The organism is Ornithinimicrobium sufpigmenti (genome assembly GCF_004322775.1).
Lineage (GTDB): Bacteria > Actinomycetota > Actinomycetes > Actinomycetales > Dermatophilaceae > Ornithinicoccus > Ornithinicoccus sufpigmenti.
This window is the reverse complement of the sequence record NZ_CP036403.1, coordinates 2,845,541-2,866,646: the sequence shown is the minus strand read 5'-3', so window position 1 is coordinate 2,866,646 and position 21,106 is coordinate 2,845,541. Positions and strand designations below refer to the sequence as shown.

The 21,106-nt window shown below is 73.7% G+C and carries 17 protein-coding genes; 8 read left to right on the top strand and 9 right to left on the bottom strand.

Going from position 1 to position 21,106, the window contains the following annotated elements; all coding sequences use genetic code 11:
- Nucleotides 1–33 precede the first annotated feature (33 nt).
- Genes rimO through ESZ52_RS13145 form a run of 4 tightly spaced genes read left to right on the top strand, consistent with a single transcriptional unit; the run spans nucleotide 34 to nucleotide 3,072 of the window.
- Nucleotides 34–1,557 (top strand): 30S ribosomal protein S12 methylthiotransferase RimO, encoded by a 1,524-nt coding sequence (gene rimO, locus ESZ52_RS13160; RefSeq protein ID WP_131105329.1) that lies wholly within the window; start codon nucleotides 34–36, stop codon nucleotides 1,555–1,557.
- Nucleotides 1,554–2,156: a CDP-diacylglycerol--glycerol-3-phosphate 3-phosphatidyltransferase gene (gene pgsA / locus ESZ52_RS13155; RefSeq protein ID WP_131105328.1), complete on the top strand. Its 603-nt coding sequence runs from the start codon at nucleotides 1,554–1,556 to the stop codon at nucleotides 2,154–2,156. The genes rimO and pgsA overlap by 4 nt, the downstream gene beginning before the upstream one ends.
- Before the next feature lie 16 nt (nucleotides 2,157–2,172).
- Nucleotides 2,173–2,709 (top strand): CinA family protein, encoded by a 537-nt coding sequence (locus ESZ52_RS13150; RefSeq protein WP_131105327.1) that lies wholly within the window; start codon nucleotides 2,173–2,175, stop codon nucleotides 2,707–2,709.
- A 21-nt stretch (nucleotides 2,710–2,730) separates the two neighbouring features.
- On the top strand, nucleotides 2,731–3,072 hold the full coding sequence (locus ESZ52_RS13145) for a helix-turn-helix domain-containing protein (RefSeq protein WP_131105326.1): 342 nt from the start codon (nucleotides 2,731–2,733) through the stop codon (nucleotides 3,070–3,072).
- Between the two features lie 25 nt (nucleotides 3,073–3,097).
- Here the strand turns inward: ESZ52_RS13145 and ESZ52_RS13140 are convergent, their stop codons facing one another.
- The 6 genes from ESZ52_RS13140 to ESZ52_RS13115 all read right to left on the bottom strand — a co-directional run bounded on the left by ESZ52_RS13140 (nucleotide 3,098) and on the right by ESZ52_RS13115 (nucleotide 11,333).
- A complete protein-coding gene (locus tag ESZ52_RS13140; protein ID WP_131105325.1) occupies nucleotides 3,098–3,901 on the bottom strand; it encodes a DNA-formamidopyrimidine glycosylase family protein in 804 nt (267 codons plus the stop codon).
- A gap of 4 nt (nucleotides 3,902–3,905) precedes the next feature.
- Nucleotides 3,906–4,508, bottom strand: coding sequence for a peroxidase-related enzyme (locus ESZ52_RS13135; RefSeq protein ID WP_131105324.1), 603 nt, complete (start codon nucleotides 4,506–4,508; stop codon nucleotides 3,906–3,908).
- Nucleotides 4,509–4,512: 4 nt separating this feature from the next.
- On the bottom strand, nucleotides 4,513–5,409 hold the full coding sequence (locus ESZ52_RS13130; RefSeq protein WP_131105323.1) for a hypothetical protein: 897 nt from the start codon (nucleotides 5,407–5,409) through the stop codon (nucleotides 4,513–4,515).
- Nucleotides 5,410–5,519: 110 nt separating this feature from the next.
- On the bottom strand, nucleotides 5,520–6,005 hold the full coding sequence (locus tag ESZ52_RS13125) for a DUF2500 domain-containing protein (protein WP_202865341.1): 486 nt from the start codon (nucleotides 6,003–6,005) through the stop codon (nucleotides 5,520–5,522).
- A gap of 114 nt (nucleotides 6,006–6,119) precedes the next feature.
- The gene (locus ESZ52_RS13120) at nucleotides 6,120–11,075 is read right to left on the bottom strand and encodes an Lhr family ATP-dependent helicase (protein WP_202865340.1); all 4,956 of its coding nucleotides are present in this window, start codon (nucleotides 11,073–11,075) and stop codon (nucleotides 6,120–6,122) included.
- Between the two features lie 60 nt (nucleotides 11,076–11,135).
- Nucleotides 11,136–11,333, bottom strand: a complete 198-nt coding sequence (locus ESZ52_RS13115) for a hypothetical protein (RefSeq protein ID WP_131105322.1) — start codon at nucleotides 11,331–11,333, stop codon at nucleotides 11,136–11,138.
- A gap of 141 nt (nucleotides 11,334–11,474) precedes the next feature.
- Between ESZ52_RS13115 and ESZ52_RS13110 the strand changes: the two genes are divergently transcribed.
- Both ESZ52_RS13110 and ESZ52_RS13105 read left to right on the top strand, forming a co-directional pair.
- The gene (locus tag ESZ52_RS13110) at nucleotides 11,475–13,547 is read left to right on the top strand and encodes an ABC transporter transmembrane domain-containing protein (RefSeq protein WP_131105321.1); all 2,073 of its coding nucleotides are present in this window, start codon (nucleotides 11,475–11,477) and stop codon (nucleotides 13,545–13,547) included.
- The gene (locus tag ESZ52_RS13105) at nucleotides 13,544–15,493 is read left to right on the top strand and encodes an ABC transporter ATP-binding protein (RefSeq protein ID WP_131105320.1); all 1,950 of its coding nucleotides are present in this window, start codon (nucleotides 13,544–13,546) and stop codon (nucleotides 15,491–15,493) included. Before ESZ52_RS13110 ends, ESZ52_RS13105 begins: the two co-directional genes overlap by 4 nt.
- Before the next feature lie 4 nt (nucleotides 15,494–15,497).
- Here ESZ52_RS13105 and ESZ52_RS13100 read toward each other — a convergent pair whose 3' ends face one another.
- Entirely contained in the window at nucleotides 15,498–17,381 is a 1,884-nt protein-coding gene (locus tag ESZ52_RS13100; RefSeq protein WP_131105319.1) for a carboxyl transferase domain-containing protein, read from the bottom strand.
- A 115-nt stretch (nucleotides 17,382–17,496) separates the two neighbouring features.
- Between ESZ52_RS13100 and ESZ52_RS13095 the strand changes: the two genes are divergently transcribed.
- Together ESZ52_RS13095 and ESZ52_RS13090 are read left to right on the top strand one after the other, a co-directional pair.
- Nucleotides 17,497–18,420 carry an AEC family transporter gene (locus ESZ52_RS13095; RefSeq protein WP_238154430.1) on the top strand — a complete coding sequence of 308 codons (924 nt, stop codon included), beginning with the start codon at nucleotides 17,497–17,499 and terminating at the stop codon, nucleotides 18,418–18,420.
- 18 nt (nucleotides 18,421–18,438) lie between these two features.
- Nucleotides 18,439–18,663, top strand: a complete 225-nt coding sequence (locus tag ESZ52_RS13090) for a DUF3046 domain-containing protein (RefSeq protein ID WP_131105318.1) — start codon at nucleotides 18,439–18,441, stop codon at nucleotides 18,661–18,663.
- Nucleotides 18,664–18,678: 15 nt separating this feature from the next.
- Here the strand turns inward: ESZ52_RS13090 and ESZ52_RS13085 are convergent, their stop codons facing one another.
- Both ESZ52_RS13085 and ESZ52_RS13080 read right to left on the bottom strand, forming a co-directional pair.
- Nucleotides 18,679–19,782 (bottom strand): aspartate-semialdehyde dehydrogenase, encoded by a 1,104-nt coding sequence (locus ESZ52_RS13085; RefSeq protein WP_131105317.1) that lies wholly within the window; start codon nucleotides 19,780–19,782, stop codon nucleotides 18,679–18,681.
- A gap of 5 nt (nucleotides 19,783–19,787) precedes the next feature.
- Entirely contained in the window at nucleotides 19,788–21,059 is a 1,272-nt protein-coding gene (locus ESZ52_RS13080) for an aspartate kinase (protein ID WP_131105316.1), read from the bottom strand.
- Between the last annotated feature and the right edge of the window lie 47 nt (nucleotides 21,060–21,106).

Here is a 21,106-nt window from a genome sequence, read left to right as displayed (position 1 = left end):
CTCGGCCGTCCCACCCGGCCGTAGACTGACGCCATGTCCCACCCCCGTTCCGTCGCCGTCGTCACCCTGGGCTGTACGCGGAACGAGGTGGACTCCGAGGAGCTGGCCGGCCGACTGGCCGCCGAGGGCTGGACCCTGGTGTCGGACGCCGCCGAGGCCGACGTGGCGGTCGTCAACACGTGCGGCTTCGTCGAGCAGGCCAAGAAGGACTCGATCGACGCCCTGCTGGAGGCCGGCGATCTCAAGCGCACCGCCCGCACCCAGAAGGTGGTCGCCGTCGGCTGCATGGCCGAGCGGTACGGCACGCAGCTCGCCGAGGAGCTGCCGGAGGCCGACGCCGTGCTCGGGTTCGACTCCTACGCGGACATGTCCAGCCACCTGCAGCGCATCCTCGAGGGGGAGCGCCCCGCCTCGCACGTGCCCCGCGACCGGCGACGCCTGCTGCCCGTCTCGCCCGTGGCACGGCATACCGCCAGCACGGCGGTGGCCCTCCCCGGCCACCAGCAGCCCAGCCCCGCCGGCCAGCCCGTCACGCCTCGCGAGGTGGTGACGCGCGAAGAGCCCTCGACCCCCCTGGCGCAGGTGGCGCCGGCGAGCGGGCCACGCGTGGTGCGGGCGCGCCTGGACGGCCGGCCGTGGGCCCCGCTGAAGCTCGCCTCGGGCTGCGACCGGCGCTGCGCGTTCTGCGCCATCCCGATGTTCCGGGGCGCCTTCGTCTCCCGGCCGCCGCAGGACGTGGTGGCCGAGGCGCAGTGGCTCGCGGAGCGGGGCGTCAAGGAGGTCTTCCTCGTCAGCGAGAACACCACCTCCTACGGCAAGGACCTCGGCGACCTGCGGCTCGTCGACGGCCTGATCGGTGAGCTCGCGTCCCTGGAGGGGATCGCCCGGGTGCGGGTGTCCTACCTGCAGCCCGCGGAGATCCGGCCGGACCTGCTCGACGCGATGGCCCGCACCCCCGGGGTCGCGCCCTACTTCGACATCTCCTTCCAGCACGCCTCCGGGCCGCTGCTGCGCCGGATGCGCCGGTTCGGTGACCGGGAGTCCTTCCTGGCCCTGCTGGAGCAGGTGCGCGCGCGGGTGCCAGAGGCCGGGATCCGGACCAACGTCATCGTCGGCTTCCCCGGGGAGACCGAGGAGGACCTCGCCGAGCTCACCGCCTTCCTCGAGGAGGCCAGGCTCGACGTCGTCGGCGTCTTCGGCTACTCCGACGAGGACGGCACCGAGGCGGAGGGCTACGACGGCAAGCTGGACGAGGCCACGATCCTGGAGCGCGTCGCGCGGGTCGGCGCCCTCGTGGAGGAGCTCACCGCGCAGCGGGCCGAGGACCGGATCGGCACCGTCGTCGAGGTGCTCGTCGAGGACGTCGACGAGGACGACGGTCGGCTCGTCGGCCGCGCCGGCCAGCAGGGGCCCGACGTGGACGGCGTCACCTACCTGGAGGACGAGGAGGGGGGTATGCCGTCCCTCGCCGTCGGCTCCCTCGTCACCGCCAGGGTGGTCGCCACAGAGGGGGTCGACCTCGTGGCTGTCCCGGTCGCGCGGGAGCCGGAGGCATGATCCACGATCCCGACGGGCCCGACCTCGCGAGCGCGCCGGAGGCACCCCTGGCCTCGCCCTGGAACGTCCCGAACGCGCTGACCGTGCTGCGCATCCTCCTGGTGCCGGTGTTCGGCTGGCTGCTGATGTCGCAGGGCGGCGACGACACCTCCCTGCGGTGGTGGGCGCTCGCGGTCTTCCTGGTCGCCATCGGCACCGACTGGGTGGACGGCTACCTGGCCCGCAGGCAGGGGCTGATCACCGCCTTCGGCAAGCTCATGGACCCGATCGCGGACAAGGCGCTCATCGGCACGGCCCTGGTCGGGCTGTCGGTCATCGACCGGTTGCCGTGGTGGGTGACCGTGGTCATCCTCGTGCGCGAGCTGGGGATCACCCTCCTGCGCTTCATCGTCATCCGGCGCGGGGTCATCCCGGCGAGCAAGGGCGGCAAGCTCAAGACGGTGCTGCAGGCAGTCGGCATCTCGATCCTCATCCTGCCCGTGGCCGGCTGGTTCGCCCAGCTCGGCCTGCTGGTGATGTATGCCGCGCTCGTGGTCACCGTGGTCACGGGTGTCGACTATGTGCGCCAGGCGCTGTCCCCGCGTCGGCGCGCGGCCTGAGGACCTGAGGACCACGATGCCGGCGGCGCCGCTGGCAGCCCGGGTGCTGGCCGCGCTGCAGGCCCACGGACAGACTGTCGCCACCGCCGAGTCGCTCACGGGGGGTCTGGTCGCCGCCGCCCTCACCGACGTCCCGGGTGCCAGCGCGAGCGTGCGGGGCGGCGTGGTGGCCTACGTCGAGGAGGTGAAGGCCGAGGTGCTCGGGGTGCCCCTCGCGGTGCTCGAGGACGAGGGTGCGGTGTCGCGCTCGTGCGCCGTCGCGATGGCGCAGGGGGTCCGCGGGACGCTGGGCGCGGACTGGGGCCTGTCCACCACCGGGGTCGCCGGCCCCGGCCCCTCGAACGGTCAGGCCGCGGGCACCGTCCACGTCGCCGTGGCCGGGGAACAGCGGAGCGCCCATCGGGCGTTGACCTTGAGTGGTGACCGGACCCGGGTCCGGACAGACACTGTGACCGCCGTCCTCGAGCTCCTGCTGGAGGTCCTCGGCCCGCACCTGTCGGACGGGCGGGGTACGGTAGAAGACCATTCCCGGCAGCCGAGGGCCGGGACGTGATGGCAATGAGGAGGGAAGACGATGGTGCTGCTTCGCCGAGAGCTGGGGGACGCCCTGCGTGAGACCCGCCAGACGCAGGGCCGCACGCTGCGCGAGGTCAGCGCGTCGGCCTCCTGCTCGCTGGGCTATCTGTCCGAGATCGAGCGCGGGGAGAAGGAGGCCTCCTCCGAGCTGCTCGCCTCGATCTGCCGGGCGCTGGACGTGCCCCTGTCCGACATGCTCTCCGACGTCGCCGACCGGGTGAGCCTGGCCGAGGCCGCGGAGCAGCAGATGACCTCGGTGCTGACGGAGGGGCTGGCCAAGCCGCTGCGGCACCGCAAGGTGGTCGACCCGCAGGGCCGGACCGTCATCTCCGCAGCCTGAGGTCGAGGCGCTGGGCCGCCCCGGCTCAGGCGTCCGCCGGCGCGCCCTGGCACCCTTGGCAGTAGCTGAAGACTCGCGCCTGCGGCGCCCTGCCCACCGATCCCTGCTCGACCGTCGCGCCGCAGCGGTGGCAGCGCCGGCCACGGCGCCCGAAGACCCAGGTCTCCTCACCGGCCCCGGTGCGTCCCGTGGTGGCCGGCCGACCGACCCGGCAGGCCTGCACCATCAGCGTGCGGGTCGCGACGAGCAGCTCGCCCAGCGCCTTGGCGCCCACCTTCCCCACCGGGTCCCAGGGGTTGATCCGGTGCAGAAAGAGCGGCTCGCTGGCCCAGATCGTGCCGATCCCGGCCAGGTTGCGCTGGTCCAGCAGCGCCTCCGCCACCGGCACGAGGGGCTGCTCCATCAGGTTGGCCACCGCCTGCGCCACCTCGAAGCCCGGGTCCAGCAGGTCCGGGCCGAGGTGACCCACGACCTGGTCCTCGTCCCGGGTCCGCACCAGGTCGAGCATGCCCAGCCGGTCCCCGACCGCCACGCGGTGCGCCGTCCAGAGCAGGGCGCGCGTGGTGTGCCGGCGGCCCGCGGCATACCGAGCCCCTGAGCCCTGCACCTTCCACGAGCCGTCCATCCGCAGGTGGCTGTGCAGCGTCAGGCCACCTTCGAGCCGGTGCAGCAGGTGCTTGCCTCGGGGGACCACCTCGATCGTGCGCCGTCCGGACAGGTCACGGGTCGCCAGCTCCGGCACCCGCAGGTCCGACCCCTGCAGGACCTGGCCCACCAGCTCGGTGTGCAGCCTTCGGGCCGTGCGCCAGACCGCGTCGCCTTCCGGCACCGGTTCAGGGCCCGGGCGGCGGGCTCGACGCGCGGGCCTGGGAGTGGTACTCCGCGTTGGGCACCATGGCCAGGGCCGTCGCGACCCGGTTCGTCATGTTGAACATCCCGATGACCTGCACCACCTCCAGGATCTGGTGCTCGTCCAGACCCACCTCACGCAGCGGCTCCAGGTCGTCCGGGGTCACCTCGGCCGGAGTCTGGGTGAGCTTCTCCGCGTAGGCGGCGAGCGCCGCCTCCCGGCGGGACAGGTCGGCCTGGCGCCAGTTGACGGCGACCAGGTCGGCGGTGACCGGGTCACCGCTGTAGTGCCGGAGAGCAGCGCCGTGCGACACCGCGCAGTAGGTGCACCGGTTCAGCCCGCTGACCACGACCGCGAGCAGCTCGCGGTCGGCGTTGGTCAGGTGCCCCTCCTTGTTGACCAGCAGGTTGAAGTAGTTCCACCACGCCTGGAACTGCTCGCCGTTGTAGGCCTGCGCGACGAAGACGTTGGGCACGAAGCCGAAGGCCTCCCGGGACTTCTCCCAGAGCCGCCGCACGCCCTCCGGCACGTCGTCCGGGCCGGGCAGGGGGAGCGCCGAGATCGACGGGTCGGGGCGCGTGGTCATGGGCTCACCCTAGTCCGGGCGGTGTCCGTGGCGTCGGGACGGAGCTGGGCGGGAAGCCGACCCCCAGCGAGGTGCCGATGCTGATCACCGCGGTATGCCGCTGCCCCGCCCGACCCAGGGCCGCCGCCTGACCGTCGTTGACGAGCAGGCGGACGGGCAGCCCCAGCTCGGCGGAGAGCAGCTCGTCGGCCGGCTCACCGGAGCGGGCCAGGGTGCCCCACGTCTGATCCTCGTCCAGCCGGCCGTCGACGACGTAGTTGCCGATCGCGACCCGGGCCTCGGCGGGCGCGGCGTCCGACGGTAGGTCCTCGTGGGCCAGGGCGTGCGTGGCCGCCTGTCGCACCACCGCCAGGAGCGTGGGCGGGTCCGGCCAGGTGCTGAGGTCGAACGGCGTCCAGGGCACCCGGACGGCGGTGACCGGCCCGAGCTGGCCGACCGCCGTGGAGACGGCGGCCTTGACCGCGGTGTGCCCCAGGTCGAGCACCAGGGTGGGCGCCCCGACGGGCGGCCAGGCGGTGAGCCCGCGCAGGGGGGCCGAGAGCGGGTCGGGGTCGACCTCGACCGCCACCGGGGGCAGGCCCAGCTCGCCGGGTGCCCGGAACAAGGACCGCACCAGGTCGCCCCGGCCGCCGGCGAGCACGCCTCCGCACAGCACGATCCTCTCCAGCTGGGCCCACCGGGCCCAGTCGTCCTCGCTCCAGTCCGGGCGGGCTGACCGGTCCTGCTCGGTGGGCTCGACGAGGCTGCTGACGAGGCGCTCGAGGGCAATCAACCACTGTCCGTCGTCCAGCGGGGAGGCGGCACCCAGGGCGCGGCCTGCGGGGGCACCGTGCCACGGCGCCCCGGGGGAGAGCAGGACGGTTCGGTTGAGCCCCGTGCGGCGGGTCGGCTGGAAGGACATGCCCTCATCCTCACACCGGACAGGGGAAGACCGGCTGGGGGGCCGATCCGCGTGCCGGTGCTGCGGTGCGGGTGCCGCACGTCGGGGCGCCGGGATGTGGTCCGCGGGGGTCAGTGGGGCGGCGGCGGTGGCAGGAGGGTAGGACCTCCAGGAGCCTCCCACGGGCCCTGCAGCGGCGTCATCCTGGTGCGCTCGAAGCCGCGGAACCAGGTGCCCTGGTGGGTGAGCCGGCCCTGGTCGCCCTCGACCAGCTGGCCGTACTGGTGGTGGCGCACCGTGAGCTCCAGCCGGTCGCCACCGTCGAGCTCGAAGGTGGCGTAGTAGGTGGTCGTCACCGAGCTGTCCCCACCGCCCTGGGTGTGGGTGCGCTTGCCGACCACGCGGGCGGGCAGCGTCCGCTCGACCTCGTTCACGTTCTGCACGAGCTGGCGCCCTGCCCGCAGCAGACGCAGGACGACGACCACCACGACCGCGAAGGCGATCAGCCCGATCATCGACGTGATGCCGCTGAACGCATGGTCGACCGCACCGAACGGAGCCACCCCGACCGGCCCCGGGAGGCCGTCCTCCCACGGGATCGTCTCCACCATGCGCATCCGGCACCTCCGGTCTCGGGGCCGGGTTGCGCCCGGCCGGTGCTCGGACGGTACACCCGCGTTCACGGTTCCGGCTGCCGACAGGCCCGGCTCGGCGCCGGCGCACGGTCGGGGTCACCGACGCAGGCGCAGCCCCTGGGGCGCGGTGTGGAAGCCGGCGTCGACCAGGGCGCGGGCCAACGGCACCGGGGAGCTCAGGGCACCGGTCCCGTCGATCTTGCCGATCGTCAGGCCGCTGAGGGTCTGCCCCCGGACAGCACCGACGAGAGCCCGGGCGACGGCGGCCCACGTGTCGTCGGGGTCCAGGTGCTCGGGCACGGCGAAGGTCAGCGCGCTGCGCCCGCCCCGCTCGAGGTAGAGCACGAGCGCACCGTCGACCAGCACGACCATCGCGCCCGCCTTGCGGCCGGGCCGGTGCGTCGCCTCGTCGTCACGCTCCGGCCAGGGCACCGCTGCGCCGTAGGGGTTGCCCGGGTCGGTGGCGGCCAGCAGCACCACCTCCGACCCGCGCCCGGCCTCCAGCAGGTCCCCGGCCAGGGCCCGGAGCCGGTCTATGGCACCGGCCGTGCCGAACTGCGCCGCACCCAGGCCCTCCACCACATACCCGCGGCGGACGCGACCCGCCTCCTCGGCCGTGGCCAGCACGCGGTAGACCCCGGCGTACCCGCCCGGGATCCCCTCCGCGACCACGGACCCGCGGGTCAGGACGCCGTAGCGGTCGAGCAGCTGCTCGGCGGTGGCCAGGGCCCGGACGGTCGGGTCCTCCTCGACAGGGGGCAGCAGCGACCAGCGGCCCACACCGGTCGGCGGGCCGGACCTGGCGGGGAGTGCCGGGCGGGAGGGGCGGGATGCCAGGGCGACGGTGGTACGGGACCAGCGGCCCGGTCGTGGGGGCGGGCGGCGCACCTTGTGCGCGGTCCGTCCGCCGCCGAGCAGGGCACGGACGGGGGCGAAGGTGTCGGCGCTCACCCGGCCGGCCCAGACCAGGTCCCACAACGCGCCCATCAGGGCGGTGTCGTCGGTGGAGCCGACGCCGTCGGCGAGCGCGCGGAAGAAGTAGGCCGCGCCGGGGGTCCGCTCGAGCAGGTCGACCAGCCTCGCACCGGCCGGTGCGTCCTCAGGTGTGGTCTGGGCGGTTGGCGAGGTCGGCGCCGGTGCCGGCGGCGTCATCGTCAGGTGTGCCGTCTCGGCCAGGTGCAGCGAGACCCAGCCGTCGTCGCCCGGCAGGGTGCCGTGGCCCTGCCAGAGCACCTCGCCGGAGGTCATGAGCTCGTCGAGCAGGCCGGGGGAGTAGCCCTGCACCCGGGACGGCAGCACCAGCGCCTCGATCGCCGAGGCCGGCATCCGGGCCCCGGCGAGCTGCTCCACCGCCCGCAGCAGCCCGTCCGCCCCGCGCAGCTCGCCGACCGACTGCCAGCGGGGCAGGAAGCGGGCATAGGTCGCCTGGGTGACCGGCTCGACCTCCTGGCGCAGCGCCGCCAGCGAACGGCGGCGCAGCAGGCGCAGGACCTCGGCGTCGCAGACGTCGTCGGTGCCGGTGCTGTGCGGCACCAGGGCGCCCTGCACCATCCGGCCCGAGGAGACGAGGCGGCGCACCGCGTCTCGGACCACTGCCGTGCCCAGCCCGAGCCGGCCAGCCAGGTCGGGGACGGTGAACGGGGTGTGGGTGCGGGCGTAGCGGACCACCAGGTCACCGAGCGGGTCCTCGACCCCTTCGAGGAAGACCGCCGGCACCCCGACCGGCATCGCCGCGCCGAGCGCGTCCCGCAGCCGGCCCGCGTCCTGCGCGTCGGCCCAGCGGGGCTCGCCGGAGATCCGGACCTGGATCACCCGTCGGGCCTGGTCGAGAGCACCCAGCCAGTCCTCGACCTGGGGACGGTGCTCCTCCTGGGTGCGCTCGCGGATCTCCGGGGTCGACAGCGGACCCAGCAGCCGCAGCAGGTCCAGTACCTCCTCGGCGTCCCGGGCGGCGCGTTCGGGGCTCAGCCGCTGCAGCTCGGCGTGGGTGCGTGCCACGACCTCCGGGTCGAGCAGGTCACGCAGCGCCGCGCCCTCGCCCCGGCCCAGCAGCTCACCCAGCAGGGAGGGGTCCAGGGACAGCGCCGCGGCCCGTCGCTCGGCGAGCGGGGAGTCGCCCTCGTAGAGGAACTGGGCGAGGTAGCCCATGAGCAGCGACCGTGCGAACGGGGAGGGGCTGGAGCTGGCGACCGAGACCACCCGGACCTCGCGCGCGGCGACCCGGCGCATCAGGTCGACGAGCGCGTCGACGTCGTAGACGTCCTGCACGCACTCGCGGACCGCCTCCAGCACGATCGGGAAGGTCGGGTAACGGGCAGCGACCTCCAGGAGCTGTGCCGACCGCTGTCGCTGCTGCCACAGCGGCTGCCGTCGGCCCGGGTTGCGTCGCGGCAGGAGCAGCGCGCGGGCGGCGCACTCCCGGAACCGGGCGGCGAACAGCGCCGATCCGCCGATCTCCTGGGTGACCAGGTCGGCGACCTCCTCCGGGTCCAGGGTGAGCAGCTCGGCGATCTCGGCGTCCAGCTGCTGGGCCCCGGCCTGGCGGTCCGCGCGGGTGCCGTCCTCGTCCCAGGCGCCCAGGTCCGGCAGGCGCAGCACGATGCCGTCGTCGGCGGCGAGGGCCTGCACGTCGGTGCCGTAGCGCTCCCGGAGCCGGGCCGCCAGACACAGCGCCCAGGGTGCGTGCACGGGGGTGCCCCACGGGGAGTGGACGACCACCCGCCAGTCACCGATCTCGTCACGGAAGCGCTCCACCAGGATCGTGCGGTCGTCGGGCAGGTGGCCCGTCGCCTCCCGCTGGTCGGCCAGGTAGGTGAGCAGGTTCTGGGCCGCCCAGGCGTCCAGGCCCCGCTCCTGCAGACGCGCGACGGCGGCGCTGCCCCCCGACTGGGCGTGCCCGGCCGTCTCGCGGAGGAAGGCGCCCACGGCGGCGCCCAGCTCGGCGGGCCGGCCCTGCGCCTCGCCCTTCCAGAACGGCAGCCGGCCGATCTGCCCCGGCGCGGGGGTGACGAGCACCTGGTCGTGGGTGATGTCCTCGATCCGCCAGCTGGTGGTGCCCAGCGTGAAGACGTCACCGACCCGGGACTCGTAGACCATCTCCTCGTCCAGCTCCCCGACCCGGCGGCCGGGCCCTTCGCCGGTGGCGAGCATCACGGCATACAGGCCGCGGTCGGGGATGGTGCCGCCCGAGGTGACCGCGAGCAGCTGGGCGCCGCGGCGGGCGGCGAGGGTGTTGGTGACCCGGTCCCAGACCACGCGGGGGCGCAGGTCGGCGAAGTCCTCCCCGGGGTAGCGGCCCGCCAGCATGTCCAGCACCGCCTCGAAGAGGGGGCGGGGCAGGGCTGCGTAGGACGCCGACCGGCGCACCACGTCGAAGAGCTCGTCGACCGCCCAGTCCTCCATCGACACCATCGCCACCACCTGCTGGGCGAGGACGTCCAACGGGTTGGCGGGGACCCGCAGGGACTCGATCATGCCGGCACGCATCCGCTCGACCACGACGGCGGTCTGGACGAGGTCGGCCCGGTGGGTGGGGAAGAACACCCCGTGGCTGACCGCCCCGACCTGGTGGCCGGCGCGGCCGACCCGCTGCAGACCGGAGGCGACGCTCGGCGGACTGGCCACCTGCACGACCAGGTCCACCGCGCCCATGTCGATGCCGAGCTCCAGGCTGCTGGTGGCGACCACGGCCGGCAGCGCACCGGTCTTGAGCGCGTCCTCGATGACGGCCCGCTGCTCCTTGCTCACCGAGCCGTGGTGGGCCCGGGCCAGGGCCGGCGGTGCGCCACGGCTCGCGCCCGCCTGACCCATCACCTGAGCCGGCGCATCGTCGTGCTCGTCGGACCCGGGGGCGGACTCCTCCGTCCCGGCGGTCGTCTCCTGCTGCTCCTCCCACTCCTCGTTGAGCCGGGAGGTGAACCGCTCGGCCACCCGGCGGGAGTTGGTGAAGACGAGGGTCGAGGAGTGTTCCTCGATGAGCCCGGCCACCCGACGCTCCACGTGCGGCCAGATCGAGACCCGCTCCTCGGGGTCCGGGGCCGGGGCCCACTCGGCGTCGGTGATGCCGCCCTCCCCGACGAGGTCGGGCAGGACCGGTCCTGGGCCGGCCAGCCAGGCGTCCTCAGCGATGCCCTGGCTGTCGTCGGCAGGGTCGTCGTCCGGCCCCCGGGCACCCATGTCCTGCCCACCACCGTCCTGCCCACCACCGTCCTGCCCGCCGGTGCCCCGGTCGCCGCCAGCTGTGCGCCGCTGCGCCGGGGACGCGCCCGGCACCTCCGGACGCTCGGTCGCCCCCGGGTCGCTCATGTCGGGCACGGGGACGACCACCTCGAGGTCCCACTTCTTCGTCGAGGGCGGCTGCACCGTGGTCACCGGCCGCCCCCCGGCCAGGTAGCGCGCCACCTCCTCGACCGGGCGCACCGTCGCGGACAGCCCGATCCGCTGCGCGGGCCGCTCCAGCAGCACGTCCAGCCGGTCCAGCGTCACCGCCAGGTGCGTCCCCCGCTTGGTCCCCGCCACGGCGTGGACCTCGTCGATGATCACCGACTCCACCCCGCTGAGCGCCTCCCGCGCCTGGGAGGTGAGCAGCAGGAACAGTGACTCGGGGGTGGTGATGAGGATCTCGGCGCCGTCCTTGGCGAAGGCTCGACGCTCCGCCGCCGGCGTGTCGCCGGACCGGACGGCGACCGAGACACCGGGTGAGGGGGAGCCCAGGCGGGCCGCCGCGTGCCCGATGCCGACCAGCGGGGAGCGCAGGTTGCGCTCCACGTCCACGGCCAGCGCCTTCAGCGGAGAGACGTAGAGCACCCGGCACCGGGGGCGCGGGTCCTGTGCGGCCCGGGGGGTGGTGATGATGCGGTCGATCGCCCACAGGAAGGCGGACAGCGTCTTGCCCGACCCGGTCGGGGCCACGACCAGGGTGTGCTCACCGCGGCTGATCGCGTCCCAGGCGCCCAGCTGGGCGGCGGTCGGGCCCGGGAACGAGGCGTCGAACCAGGAGCGGGTGGCGGGGGAGAACCGGCCGAGGATCTCGGCAGGGTCGAGGCTGGTCACGCGGTCAGCCTGCCACGAGCCACCGACAGGGGCGGCCGGGCGCAGCGGGTGGGGCCGGTCTCAGCCGTCCGAGCGCTGCGGGACCCGGCTGCGGCGCACCCGGGTGTCGATGAGGTTGCCGTGGTTGCCGGTGACCGGCGGCACCGGCGGTCGCTCCATGTCCCTCACCTCGTGGTGCTTGGTCCGGTGCGGGGGTCGCCAGAGCTTGAGGAAGACCAGCGGCTTCTGCCACCAGGCGAGGTCCTGACGAGTGCGCACGATTCCTCCAGGTGCATGACGAGGTGCATGACGAGCAGACGGACGGCCCCCAGTCTCTCACCCCGCGTCGTCGGACGGGAAGCGCGGTCGGGCAAAACCCGTGGTGCCGCGTCTGCGGGCAGGCGTACGCTGCAGGACGCCATGCGCGACTTCCCACCCACCACCACGGCCTGGACCCCGGGCTCCTCGAGCGTCCCCGACACCCGGTCCCCGCTGCGCTTCCTCTGCTGGTTGTTGGCGCAGCAGTGGGGTCTGGTGGTGGCCGGGTGCCTGGTCAGCCTGCTGTGGATGCTGCCGGCCGCGCTCACCCCCTGGGTGCTCGGCCGGGCCATCGACGAGGGGATCGTCCCCCATGACGGTGGCCGGACCTGGCTCTGGGCGGGTGTGCTGCTCCTCATCACCGTCATCGGCGCCGCCAGCGGCGTGGTCTACCACACCGTCGTCGTCCGCTCCTGGCTCATCGCGGCCTACGGCCAGACGGGCATGGTGACGAACAAGGCGGTCCGCCTGGGGCACGTGCTGCCGCGCCGTGCCCCGACGGGGGAGGTGCTGTCGGTCAACGGCAGCGACGGCGAGCAGTTCGGCCACTTCGTCGAGATCTTCTCGCGCCTCGTCGGCAACCTCGTCGCGTATGCGCTGGTGGCGGTCATCGTGCTGTCCATCTCGGTGCAGCTCGGGCTCGTGGTCCTGCTCGTGGCCCCGCTGCTGGTGGCGGTCTCCAGCGTCCTGCTGCGGCCGATGTCCGCGGCCCAGACACGGCAACGCTCCAGGGACTCCGAGCTGACCTCGATGGCCACGGACATCGTGGCCGGCCTGCGCATCCTGCGCGGCATCGGTGGTGAGCGGATCTTCGGCGACAACTACGCCCGGCAGTCCCAGCGCGTCCGCCGCGCGGGAGTGCAGGCCGGTGGCTGGGCCGCCTTCGTGGAGGCCGTCGGCGTGCTCCTCTCCGGCCTGTTCGTCGTCACCCTGCTGGCGATGGGCGTGGACCGGGTCCGGACCGGGGAGCTGCAGGTCGGCCAGCTGGTCACCTTCCTGGGCTACGCCCTGTTCCTGGTCCAACCTATCCGCGTCGTCTTCTTCTCCTTCCAGCAGATCACCCAGTCCTTCGTCTCCGCCCGCAAGACGATCGGCGTCCTGGGCACCCCTGACCCGTGGCCCGAGCGGGCGCCCGTGGACGACCGGACGCTGAGCCGGCTCGCGGAGGGCGAGCTCGTCGACGAGGCCTCGGGTCTGAGGGTGCGGCCCGGTCGGCTGACGATGGTGGTCAGCGCCGTGCCCGACGACAGCGCCGCCCTCGCCGACCGGCTCGGTCGCTACCTACCCGCCGGGGACGGCCGGGAGAACGCCGACGACGCCGACGACGAGGAGGTGACGGGGCGCGCCGCCCGGCAGGCCCTGGCGGAGCGGATCGCCACCCGGGCAGCCCTGGCCGCGGAGGACTCGGCACGAGCCGAGGGACGCTGGGGCGTGAGCCTGTCCGGCACCGACCTGGCCGACCTGCCCCTGGCGCAGACGCGGGCCCTGGTCCTGGTCAGTGACAGCGTCGCCCAGGTCTTCGCCGGCACGCTGCAGGAGGCGGTCGACCCGCACGGGCGGCTCACCCGCCAGCAGGCCGAGGCCGCGCTGCATGCCGCCGCGGCCGAGGACGTCTACGACATCGTGCCCGGCGGCTGGCAGGGCCGGCTGGACGAGCGCGGCCGCGGCCTGTCCGGAGGTCAGCGCCAACGTCTGGTGCTGGCCCGGGCGCTCGCCTCGGACGCACCGGTCCTGGTCCTGGTCGAGCCCACCTCCGCGGTGGACGCCCACACCGAGGCCCGGATCGCCCAGCGACTGCCGGCCCACCGCGCGGGACGGACCACCGTGGTGATCAGCAGCTCCCCGCTGCTGCTCCACCACGCCGACGACGTCGTCCTGCTGGAGGACGGACGGGTCGTGGCGAGCGGCACCCACGAGGAGCTCGTCACCCACCACCCGGGCTACCGCTCGGTCGTGCTGCGGGGGGAGGCAGCCGACGAGGTCGACGCAGCCGACGCGGCCGACCAGCCCGACCTGTCCACCCCCGACCCGACCCGGTCCGGCCCGCCGGTGTCCGGAGCGCACCCCATACCCGGCACCGCGCACGACCAGGGTCCCAGGCACCAGCCTGTGCACGGACGCGACCCCGAGCCCGACCCCACGGAGCGGCTGCACCCCGAGGAGGTGACCCGATGACCCCCACGCCGAGCCAGGCCTTCCAGGCCGACTCCGAGCGCACCTGGCGCGCCGAGGGAGACCGCCCCGACGTCATCCCCGCGGAGCTGCGGCCCCCCTCCCCGGGCAGCGTGCCGCTGCGGGAGCGCCACAGGCAGCTCTGGGCGCGGCACGCCCTGCGGCGCGCCCGGGCCGAGGAGTATGTCGCCGGCTCGATGAGCCCCGAGCACGGGCTGCCGGTCGCCTCCCCGCGCACCGTCGTGGACTACCTGGGTGGCCTGCTGCGCCGCCGGGCCGTCCTCGTCGCGGTGGTCATCATCGCCAACGCGCTCGCCGCCGCGGCCGGTCTGGCGGTGCCTCTGCTCCTCGGGCGGCTGGTCGACGCGGTGGTGGAGGCTGGCGGGGTGCCGGCCTCCGGCACCGTCACCACCTTCGTCCTCGTCGTCACCGGCGTGCTCACCGCCCAGGCCGTGCTGACCTACCTGGCCAAGTGGCTCGCGTCCGTGCTGGGGCAGGGCGTGCTCGCGGAGGCGCGCGAGCACATCGTGCGCTCCGTGCTGCGGCTGCCCCTGGGCACGGTCGAGGCGGCCAGCACCGGCGACCTCGTCACCCGGGTCACCCGCGACGTCGGGTCGATGAGCCGTGCCGTGCGCTGGGCGCTGCCCGAGTTCATCATCGGTATCGTCACCGTGCTCCTGACCTGCGTGGCGATGGTCGTCAACTCCTGGGCGCTCGCGCTGCCCACGCTGGTCACGGCGTCGCTGTCGATGCTGCAGGTGCGTCGTTACCTGCAGCGGGCGCCCGCGGCCTACCTGCTCGAGGGAGCCACCTACTCCCAGATCAACAGCACCCTCACCGAGACCGTCGAGGGGCTGCGCACGGTCGAGGCCTACGGGCTGCAGGAGCGGCGCCGCCGCGCGGTGTCGCAGGACATCGAGGTCTCGGCGCAGGCCGAGCGTTACGGGCTGTTCCTGCGCAACGTCCTCTTCGCCGTGATGGACATGGCGTTCTCGCTGCCGCGGGTGGTCACCCTGGTCCTGGGTGCCGTCCTCTACACCCAGGACCTCGTCACCCTCGGCCAGATCACGGCCGCGATGCTCTACATCGAGACCTTCTACGGGCCGTTCGACCGGCTGGTGGGCACCATCGACGAGCTGCAGGTCGGCATCGCCTCCACCACCCGCCTCCTCGGGATCGCCGAGGTCCCGCCGGACCGTACCCCCGGTCGCGCAGAACCGGACGGGTCCGAGCTGGTGGGCCAGGACCTGCGCTATGCCTACCGCGAGGGCCATGACGTGCTGCACGGCGTCGACCTGGCCCTGCAGCCGGGGGAGCGGCTGGCCGTCGTCGGTCCCTCCGGCTCCGGCAAGTCCACGCTGGGGCGGCTGCTCTCCGGCATCCACGCCCCGCGCACCGGCTCGGTGGCCCTTGGCGGGGTCGAGCTGACGGCGCTGCCGCTGGAGCGGCTGCGCACCGAGGTCGCGCTGGTGACCCAGGAGCACCACGTCTTCCGGGGCAGCGTGCGCGACAACGTCGAGCTGGCGCGGGAGGGTGCGGGGGAGGACGAGGTATGGCGTGCGCTGGCGACGGTGGACGCAGCCGCCTGGGTGCGGGCCCTGCCGCGCGGTCTGGACACCGTCCTGGGCTCGGGACACCACCCGCTGACGCCGGCGCAGGCCCAGCAGATCGCCCTGGCCCGGCTGATCCTGGCCGACCCGCACACCCTGGTGCTGGACGAGGCGACCTCGCTCATCGACCCGCGCACCGCCCGGCACCTGGAGGGGTCGATGAGCGCCCTGCTCACGGGCCGCACCGTGGTGGCGATCGCGCACCGGCTGCACACCGCGCATGACGCGGACCGCATCGCGGTGGTGCAGGACGGGCGGATCGTCGAGCTGGGCAGCCACGAGGAGCTGCTCGCCGCGGACGGCGAGTACGCCGCGCTCTGGCGGGCCTGGACCAGCTGAGGGCTCAGAGCTCCTCGGCCGGCTCCAGGTCGGTGATGGCCACCGGTTGCTCGGTGGCCAGCCGGCCCAGGGTCCGCGGTCGCAGGCGCTCGTCGGCCTTCTGCCGCAGCCGGCGCGGGGACAGGCCCTGCTGCTGGTTGTAGCCCTCGACGATCGCCTGCCGCAGGGACTGCGCGGTGACGAACGGGCTGTCGTCGTCCTCGACGATGGTGTCGACCAGACCCTGGGCCTTGAGGTCGTCGGCGGAGGCCTTCATCGTCTCCAGGGTCATCCCGACCTGCTCGACGCTGGGGTTGGCCTCGGCATACAGGATCGTGGCCGTGGAGCGCGGCTCGGAGACGAAGCCGAGGGCGGAGTCCAGCATGATGGTCTCCCGCCCGAACGGCGTGGTGGCCAGGCCACCGCCGGAACCCATGGCCCCGGAGATCACCGAGACCGTGGGGTAGGGGTGGGAGGCTGCCTTCTTGATGCTCTGCGCGATGGCGCGGGACTGGCCGCGGCGCTCGGCGGCCATCGTGGGCAGCGCGCCCAGGGTGTCGGTGAAGAAGATGATCGGCAGCTCCCAGCGTTCGGCCGCCTCCATCATCCGCACGGCGTACTCGAAGTCCTCCGGCGAGGGGTTGGCCGGCGCCTTGCCGACGTAGCCGGCGGAGATCCGGTAGGAGGGCTGGTCACCGATGACCATGAAGGAGTGCCCGTCGATGGTGGCCAGGGCGGCGACGATGTTGGGGTACTTCTTCTCGTCCTCGAACTGCACGTGGTTGTAGAACGGCACCGCGGAGTCGAAGACGTGCCGCAGGAAGAACTCGGTGTCCAGGCGCCCCGCACCGGCGGCGATCTCGTTGTAGCGGGCCATCAGGGCGTCCCGGTGCACCTCGACCCCGCGGTCGCGGCGGGCCCGCGGCAGCAGCACGGTCTCCTCGACCTGCTGGCGGTCCCACAGGGCGGCGGAGAAGCCCTCCGGGCCACGCGTCAGCTCCCGCTCACCCTCCCCGGCCCGGTCGGCGTGGGGACCCCTGCCGACGGTGACCCGGCCGCTGTCGCGACCGGCGGCGAAGACGCGGCCGAGCAGCTCGATGAGCTCGTCCACCCCCTTGACCAGCACGTCCACGTTGCGGTCCAGGTAGTTGGCCTCGGCCGACTGCATCCCCTTGGGCACCGCCTTGCCCTCGAAGGTCTCGATGACCCGCGCCCCGGCGAAGCCGTAGTCGGTGCCCTCCAGCGCGATGATCAGGTCGGCCGCCGGGACCGCGCTCGCGGACATGCCGCCCCAGACCTGACCGGCCAGCACCGAGATGTAGGGACGGTTGGTGGTGTGCTGGAACTTGTTGGCGGCGGCAGCCATCCGCTGCATCTGGATCAGGCCCAGGACGTTCTCGTGCTGGCGCACCCCCGAGGAGGCGCCCATGCTCACCAGCGGCAGCTTCTCCCGCTCGGCCAGCTCCGCGGCCTGGACGAACTTCTCCCCGGCCACCTCGCCGAGCGAGCCGGCGAAGAAGGCCCAGTCCACGACATACACGACCGCCCGCTCACCGGCGAAGTGCCCGATGCCGAACTTGGCCGACTCGGTGGTCCCCGACTTGGCCTCGGCGTTGAGCAGCTTGTCCATGTAGCGCTCGATCCGGTCCCCGACGCGCCGCTGCAGCCCGACCAGGTCATCGACGACGCGAAGGTGGCCGTACCGCTCCTGGAGACCCACCTGCTCCACGAAGGACCCGATGGCCTGGGTGGGGTTGAGCTTAGGGCGCGTCTCGTAGAGCGAGTTCACCGTGCGGGGCTGCACCGGGCGTCGGTCCAGCATCTCGCGGGTCAGACCGCCGTCGCCGGTGATGTAGTCGGCGTCGAGCTCGAGCGGGGTGCTCTCGTCGGGGCCTCGGGGTTCGGTCATGGCCTGTGCATGCTAGCAGCGCGGGACCCCTCCGCCGGGGCCGATCGGACGGCCTACCCGGACCCTTCGGGACCTCGTGCCGGCCAGGGGGCAGCCTTGCGGATAATGGGGCCCCGTGGCCGCCGTCCTCCAGGGTTTCTCGCTCATCGGGGTCGTCGTGGCCGTCGGCTGGCTCCTGGCCCATACCCGGCTGCTGGGCGTCGAGGCCCAGCGGATGCTGGCCGTGCTCACCTTCCGGGTCGGCTCGCCCTGCCTGCTCTTCCTCGTCGTCGCCGAGGCCGACGTCCAGGTGGTCTTCTCCGGCTTCCTGGTCGCCACCGTGGTGGCCGTGGCGGTCACCGGAGCGGCCTACCTGCTGCTCGCCCGGCTGCTGTGGCGCCGCACCTGGACGCACACGGTCATGGGCGGGATGAGCGTGACCTACGTCAACTCCAACAACCTCGGCCTGCCGATCGCCATCTACGTCCTGGGCGACCCGGCCTGGGCCGCGCCCATCGTGCTGCTGCAGCTGCTCGTGCTGCAGCCGCTGTGGCTGGCCGCCCTGGACGCCAGCGGCGGGGAGCGCATCTCGCTGGCCCGGCTGCTGCGCTCGCCCTTCACCAACCCGCTGACCATCGGCTCGCTGCTGGGCCTGGCCGTCTCGCTCACCGGGATCACCCTGCCGTCGGTGGTGCTCGACCCGGTGGACCTCATCGCGGGGCTGGCGATCCCGTGCATGCTGATCGCCTTCGGTATCTCACTGCGGCTCTCTCCGCTGCCGGGCCGGGGCGGCACCGCGACCGAGCTGCTGGTGGCGGCCGGGCTCAAGCTGGCGCTCATGCCGGCCGTCGCCGTCCTGGTGGCCGGCCCGGTGCTGGGGCTGGACCCGCAGGCCGTCCTGGCTGCGGGCGTGATGGCCGCCCTGCCCACGGCGCAGAACGTCTTCGTCCTGGCCGTCGCCTACGGGCGCGGGGAGCAGCTGGCCCGCGACGTCGTCTTCACCACCACGCTGCTGGCCATGCCGGCCATGCTCGTCCTCGTCTCGGTGATGCCGCGGTGATGACCTAGCCTGTGCCGAATGCGGCTGAGCGAGTTCTGGGCACTGATGGAGCAGGAGTTCGGCTCCGGGTATGCCGGGGTGGTCGCCCGCACCCAGACCCTGGGCTCGATCGGGGGACGGACCGTGCACGAGGCCCTGGAGGAGGGCGTGCCGGTCCGGACGATCTGGGAGGCGGTGGTGCGGGACACGGACGTGCCGCCCCACCACCACTGGCTCGCCGACCCCGAGGACCGCCGCGCCTGAGGGCGTGCGGGTGGTTCAGACCAGGTCGCGCTCCAGCAGCACCTCGGCGATCTGCACCGCGTTGAGCGCCGCGCCCTTGCGCAGGTTGTCGCTGCTGACGAAGAGCACCAGACCCCGCCCGTCCGGGACCGCCTGGTCCACCCGGATCCGGCCCACCAGCGAGCCGTCCTGACCGGCCGCCGCCAGGGGCGTCGGGATGTCGACGACCTCGACGCCGGGAGCGTCGGTCAGCAGGGCGGTGGCCGCCGCGGGGGTCATCGGCTCGGCGAACTCGGCGTGGATGGCCAGGCTGTGCCCGGTGAAGACCGGGACCCGCACGCAGGTCCCCGAGACGGCCAGGGCGGGGATGCCCAGGATCTTGCGGGACTCCGACCGCAGCTTGACCTCTTCGGAGGTCTCGCCGTCCTCGACCAGGTCGCCCGCGACCGGCACCACGTTGAAGGCGATCGGGGCGGCGTAGACCGACGGGTCAGGCAGCTGCACGGCCGCCCCGTCGTGTGCCAGCGCCTCGACCGGCACCTCGCCCTCGACGCCCGCCCGGACCTGGCCGCCGAGCTCGCTGACCCCGGCCACCCCGGAGCCGGAGACCGCCTGGTAGGTCGCGACCCGCAGCCGTTGCAGACCGGCGGCGTCGTGCAACGGACGCAGGACCGGCATCGCGGCCATCGTCGTGCAGTTGGGGTTGGCGACGATCCGGGGGCCACCGGCGCGCACGGCCAGCTCCAGGTCGTCGGGGTTGACCTCGCTGACCACCAGCGGCACCGCGTCGTCCATCCGCCAGGCCGAGGAGTTGTCCACGACCACGGCCCCCGCCTCGGCGAAGCGGCCGGCATGCTCGCGGCTGGCGCCGCCCCCGGCCGAGAACAGGGCGATGTCGATGCCGCTCAGGTCCGCGGTGGCCACGTCCTCGACGACGACCTGCCGCGGCTGGTCCCAGCCGTCGATGCCGCTGCTGGAGCCGTCCCAGGGCAGCTCGGTGCCCGCCGAGCGGGCCGAGGCCAGGTAGCGCACCGAGGCGACCGGGAAGGAGCGGTCGGCGAGCAGCCGCCGCATGACCGAGCCGACCTGGCCCGTCGCGCCCACGAGGGCGAGGTGCAGGTGCTTCTTCTCGTGCGGCATACCGCTCACCGTCCTGTCCCGCCGTAGACCACGGCATCTTCCTCGGCGTCCAGGTCGAACGCCGTGTGCACCGCCCGCACCGCCTGGTCCAGGTCGGCCTGGTCACAGATGACCGAGATACGGATCTCGGAGGTGCTGATCATCTCGATGTTCACGCCCGCGTCGGCGAGCGCGGAGAACAGCCGGGCCGCGACCGAGGGGTTGGACCGCATGCCCGCCCCGATCAGTGACAGCTTGCCCACGTGGCTGGTGTAGAGGACGTCGGCGAAGCCCATCGACTCCTGCAGGCGGCGCACCGCCGCGACCGCGGTCGGGCCGTCCTCCTCGGGGAGGGTGAAGGACAGGTCCGAGGTGTCGGCCTGGGAGGTCGAGACGTTCTGCACGATCATGTCGATCGCGACGCCGGCGCGGGCGACGGCCTCGATCACCGCCGCGGCGACCCCGGGACGGTCGGGGATCCCGACCGCGGTGATCTTGGCCAGCCGGCGGTCGTGGGCGATGCCGGAGATGAGCGGGTCTTCCATGGTGTCCTCCGTGAGGGGTCGGCCGACCAGGATCCAGGTGCCCTCCTTGTCGGAGAAGGAGCTGCGCACGTGAAGCGGGACGGTGAAGCGGCGGGCGTACTCGACGGCCCGCAGGTGCAGGATCTTGGCGCCGTGCGCCGCCATCTCCAGGGTCTCCTCGATGGTGATCCTGGTGACCCGGCGGGCGGAGGGGACGATGCGCGGGTCGGCGGTGTAGAGGCCGTCGACGTCGGTGTAGATCTCGCACACGTCGGCCCCCAACGCCGCCGCCAGGGCGACCGCGGTGGTGTCCGAGCCGCCCCGGCCCAGGGTGGTGATGTCGTCGTCGGTGGAGATGCCCTGGAAGCCGGCGACGATGGCCACCGCGCCGTCGTCGAGGGTGCGTCGCACCCGCTCCGGCTGCACGTCGAGCAGCCGGGCCCGGCCGTGCGCGGTGTCGGTGCGCATACCGGCCTGGGCGCCGGTGAAGCTCTTGGCGGGGACGCCGAGCTGCTGGATCGCCATCGCCAGCAGGGCCATCGAGATCCGCTCGCCCGCGGACAGCAGCATGTCCAGCTCGCGCTCTGGCGGGGTGCCGGGGGAGAGCTGCCCGGCCAGGTCCAGCAGGTCGTCGGTGGTGTCTCCCATGGCCGAGACCACGACCGCGACCTGCGCACCGGCGCGGTGCACGGCCACGACCCGCTGGGCCACGCGGCGCATCGCCTCGGCGTCGGTGACCGAGGAGCCACCGAACTTCATCACGAGCAGAGCCATCCGGAACTTCCCTTGGGGTATGGGGCGCAGGCCGCCGGGTCGGGCCC

Coding starts and splice junctions, on each gene's coding strand:
- rimO (WP_131105329.1), top strand. CDS start 34: ATGTCCCACCCCCGTTCCGTCGCCGTCGTCACCCTGGGCTGTACGCGG.
- pgsA (WP_131105328.1), top strand. CDS start 1,554: ATGATCCACGATCCCGACGGGCCCGACCTCGCGAGCGCGCCGGAGGCA.
- ESZ52_RS13150 (WP_131105327.1), top strand. CDS start 2,173: ATGCCGGCGGCGCCGCTGGCAGCCCGGGTGCTGGCCGCGCTGCAGGCC.
- ESZ52_RS13145 (WP_131105326.1), top strand. CDS start 2,731: ATGGTGCTGCTTCGCCGAGAGCTGGGGGACGCCCTGCGTGAGACCCGC.
- ESZ52_RS13135 (WP_131105324.1), bottom strand. CDS start 4,508: ATGACCACGCGCCCCGACCCGTCGATCTCGGCGCTCCCCCTGCCCGGC.
- ESZ52_RS13130 (WP_131105323.1), bottom strand. CDS start 5,409: ATGTCCTTCCAGCCGACCCGCCGCACGGGGCTCAACCGAACCGTCCTG.
- ESZ52_RS13125 (WP_202865341.1), bottom strand. CDS start 6,005: ATGCGCATGGTGGAGACGATCCCGTGGGAGGACGGCCTCCCGGGGCCG.
- ESZ52_RS13110 (WP_131105321.1), top strand. CDS start 11,475: ATGCGCGACTTCCCACCCACCACCACGGCCTGGACCCCGGGCTCCTCG.
- ESZ52_RS13105 (WP_131105320.1), top strand. CDS start 13,544: ATGACCCCCACGCCGAGCCAGGCCTTCCAGGCCGACTCCGAGCGCACC.
- ESZ52_RS13100 (WP_131105319.1), bottom strand. CDS start 17,381: ATGACCGAACCCCGAGGCCCCGACGAGAGCACCCCGCTCGAGCTCGAC.
- ESZ52_RS13090 (WP_131105318.1), top strand. CDS start 18,439: ATGCGGCTGAGCGAGTTCTGGGCACTGATGGAGCAGGAGTTCGGCTCC.
- ESZ52_RS13085 (WP_131105317.1), bottom strand. CDS start 19,782: ATGCCGCACGAGAAGAAGCACCTGCACCTCGCCCTCGTGGGCGCGACG.
- ESZ52_RS13080 (WP_131105316.1), bottom strand. CDS start 21,059: ATGGCTCTGCTCGTGATGAAGTTCGGTGGCTCCTCGGTCACCGACGCC.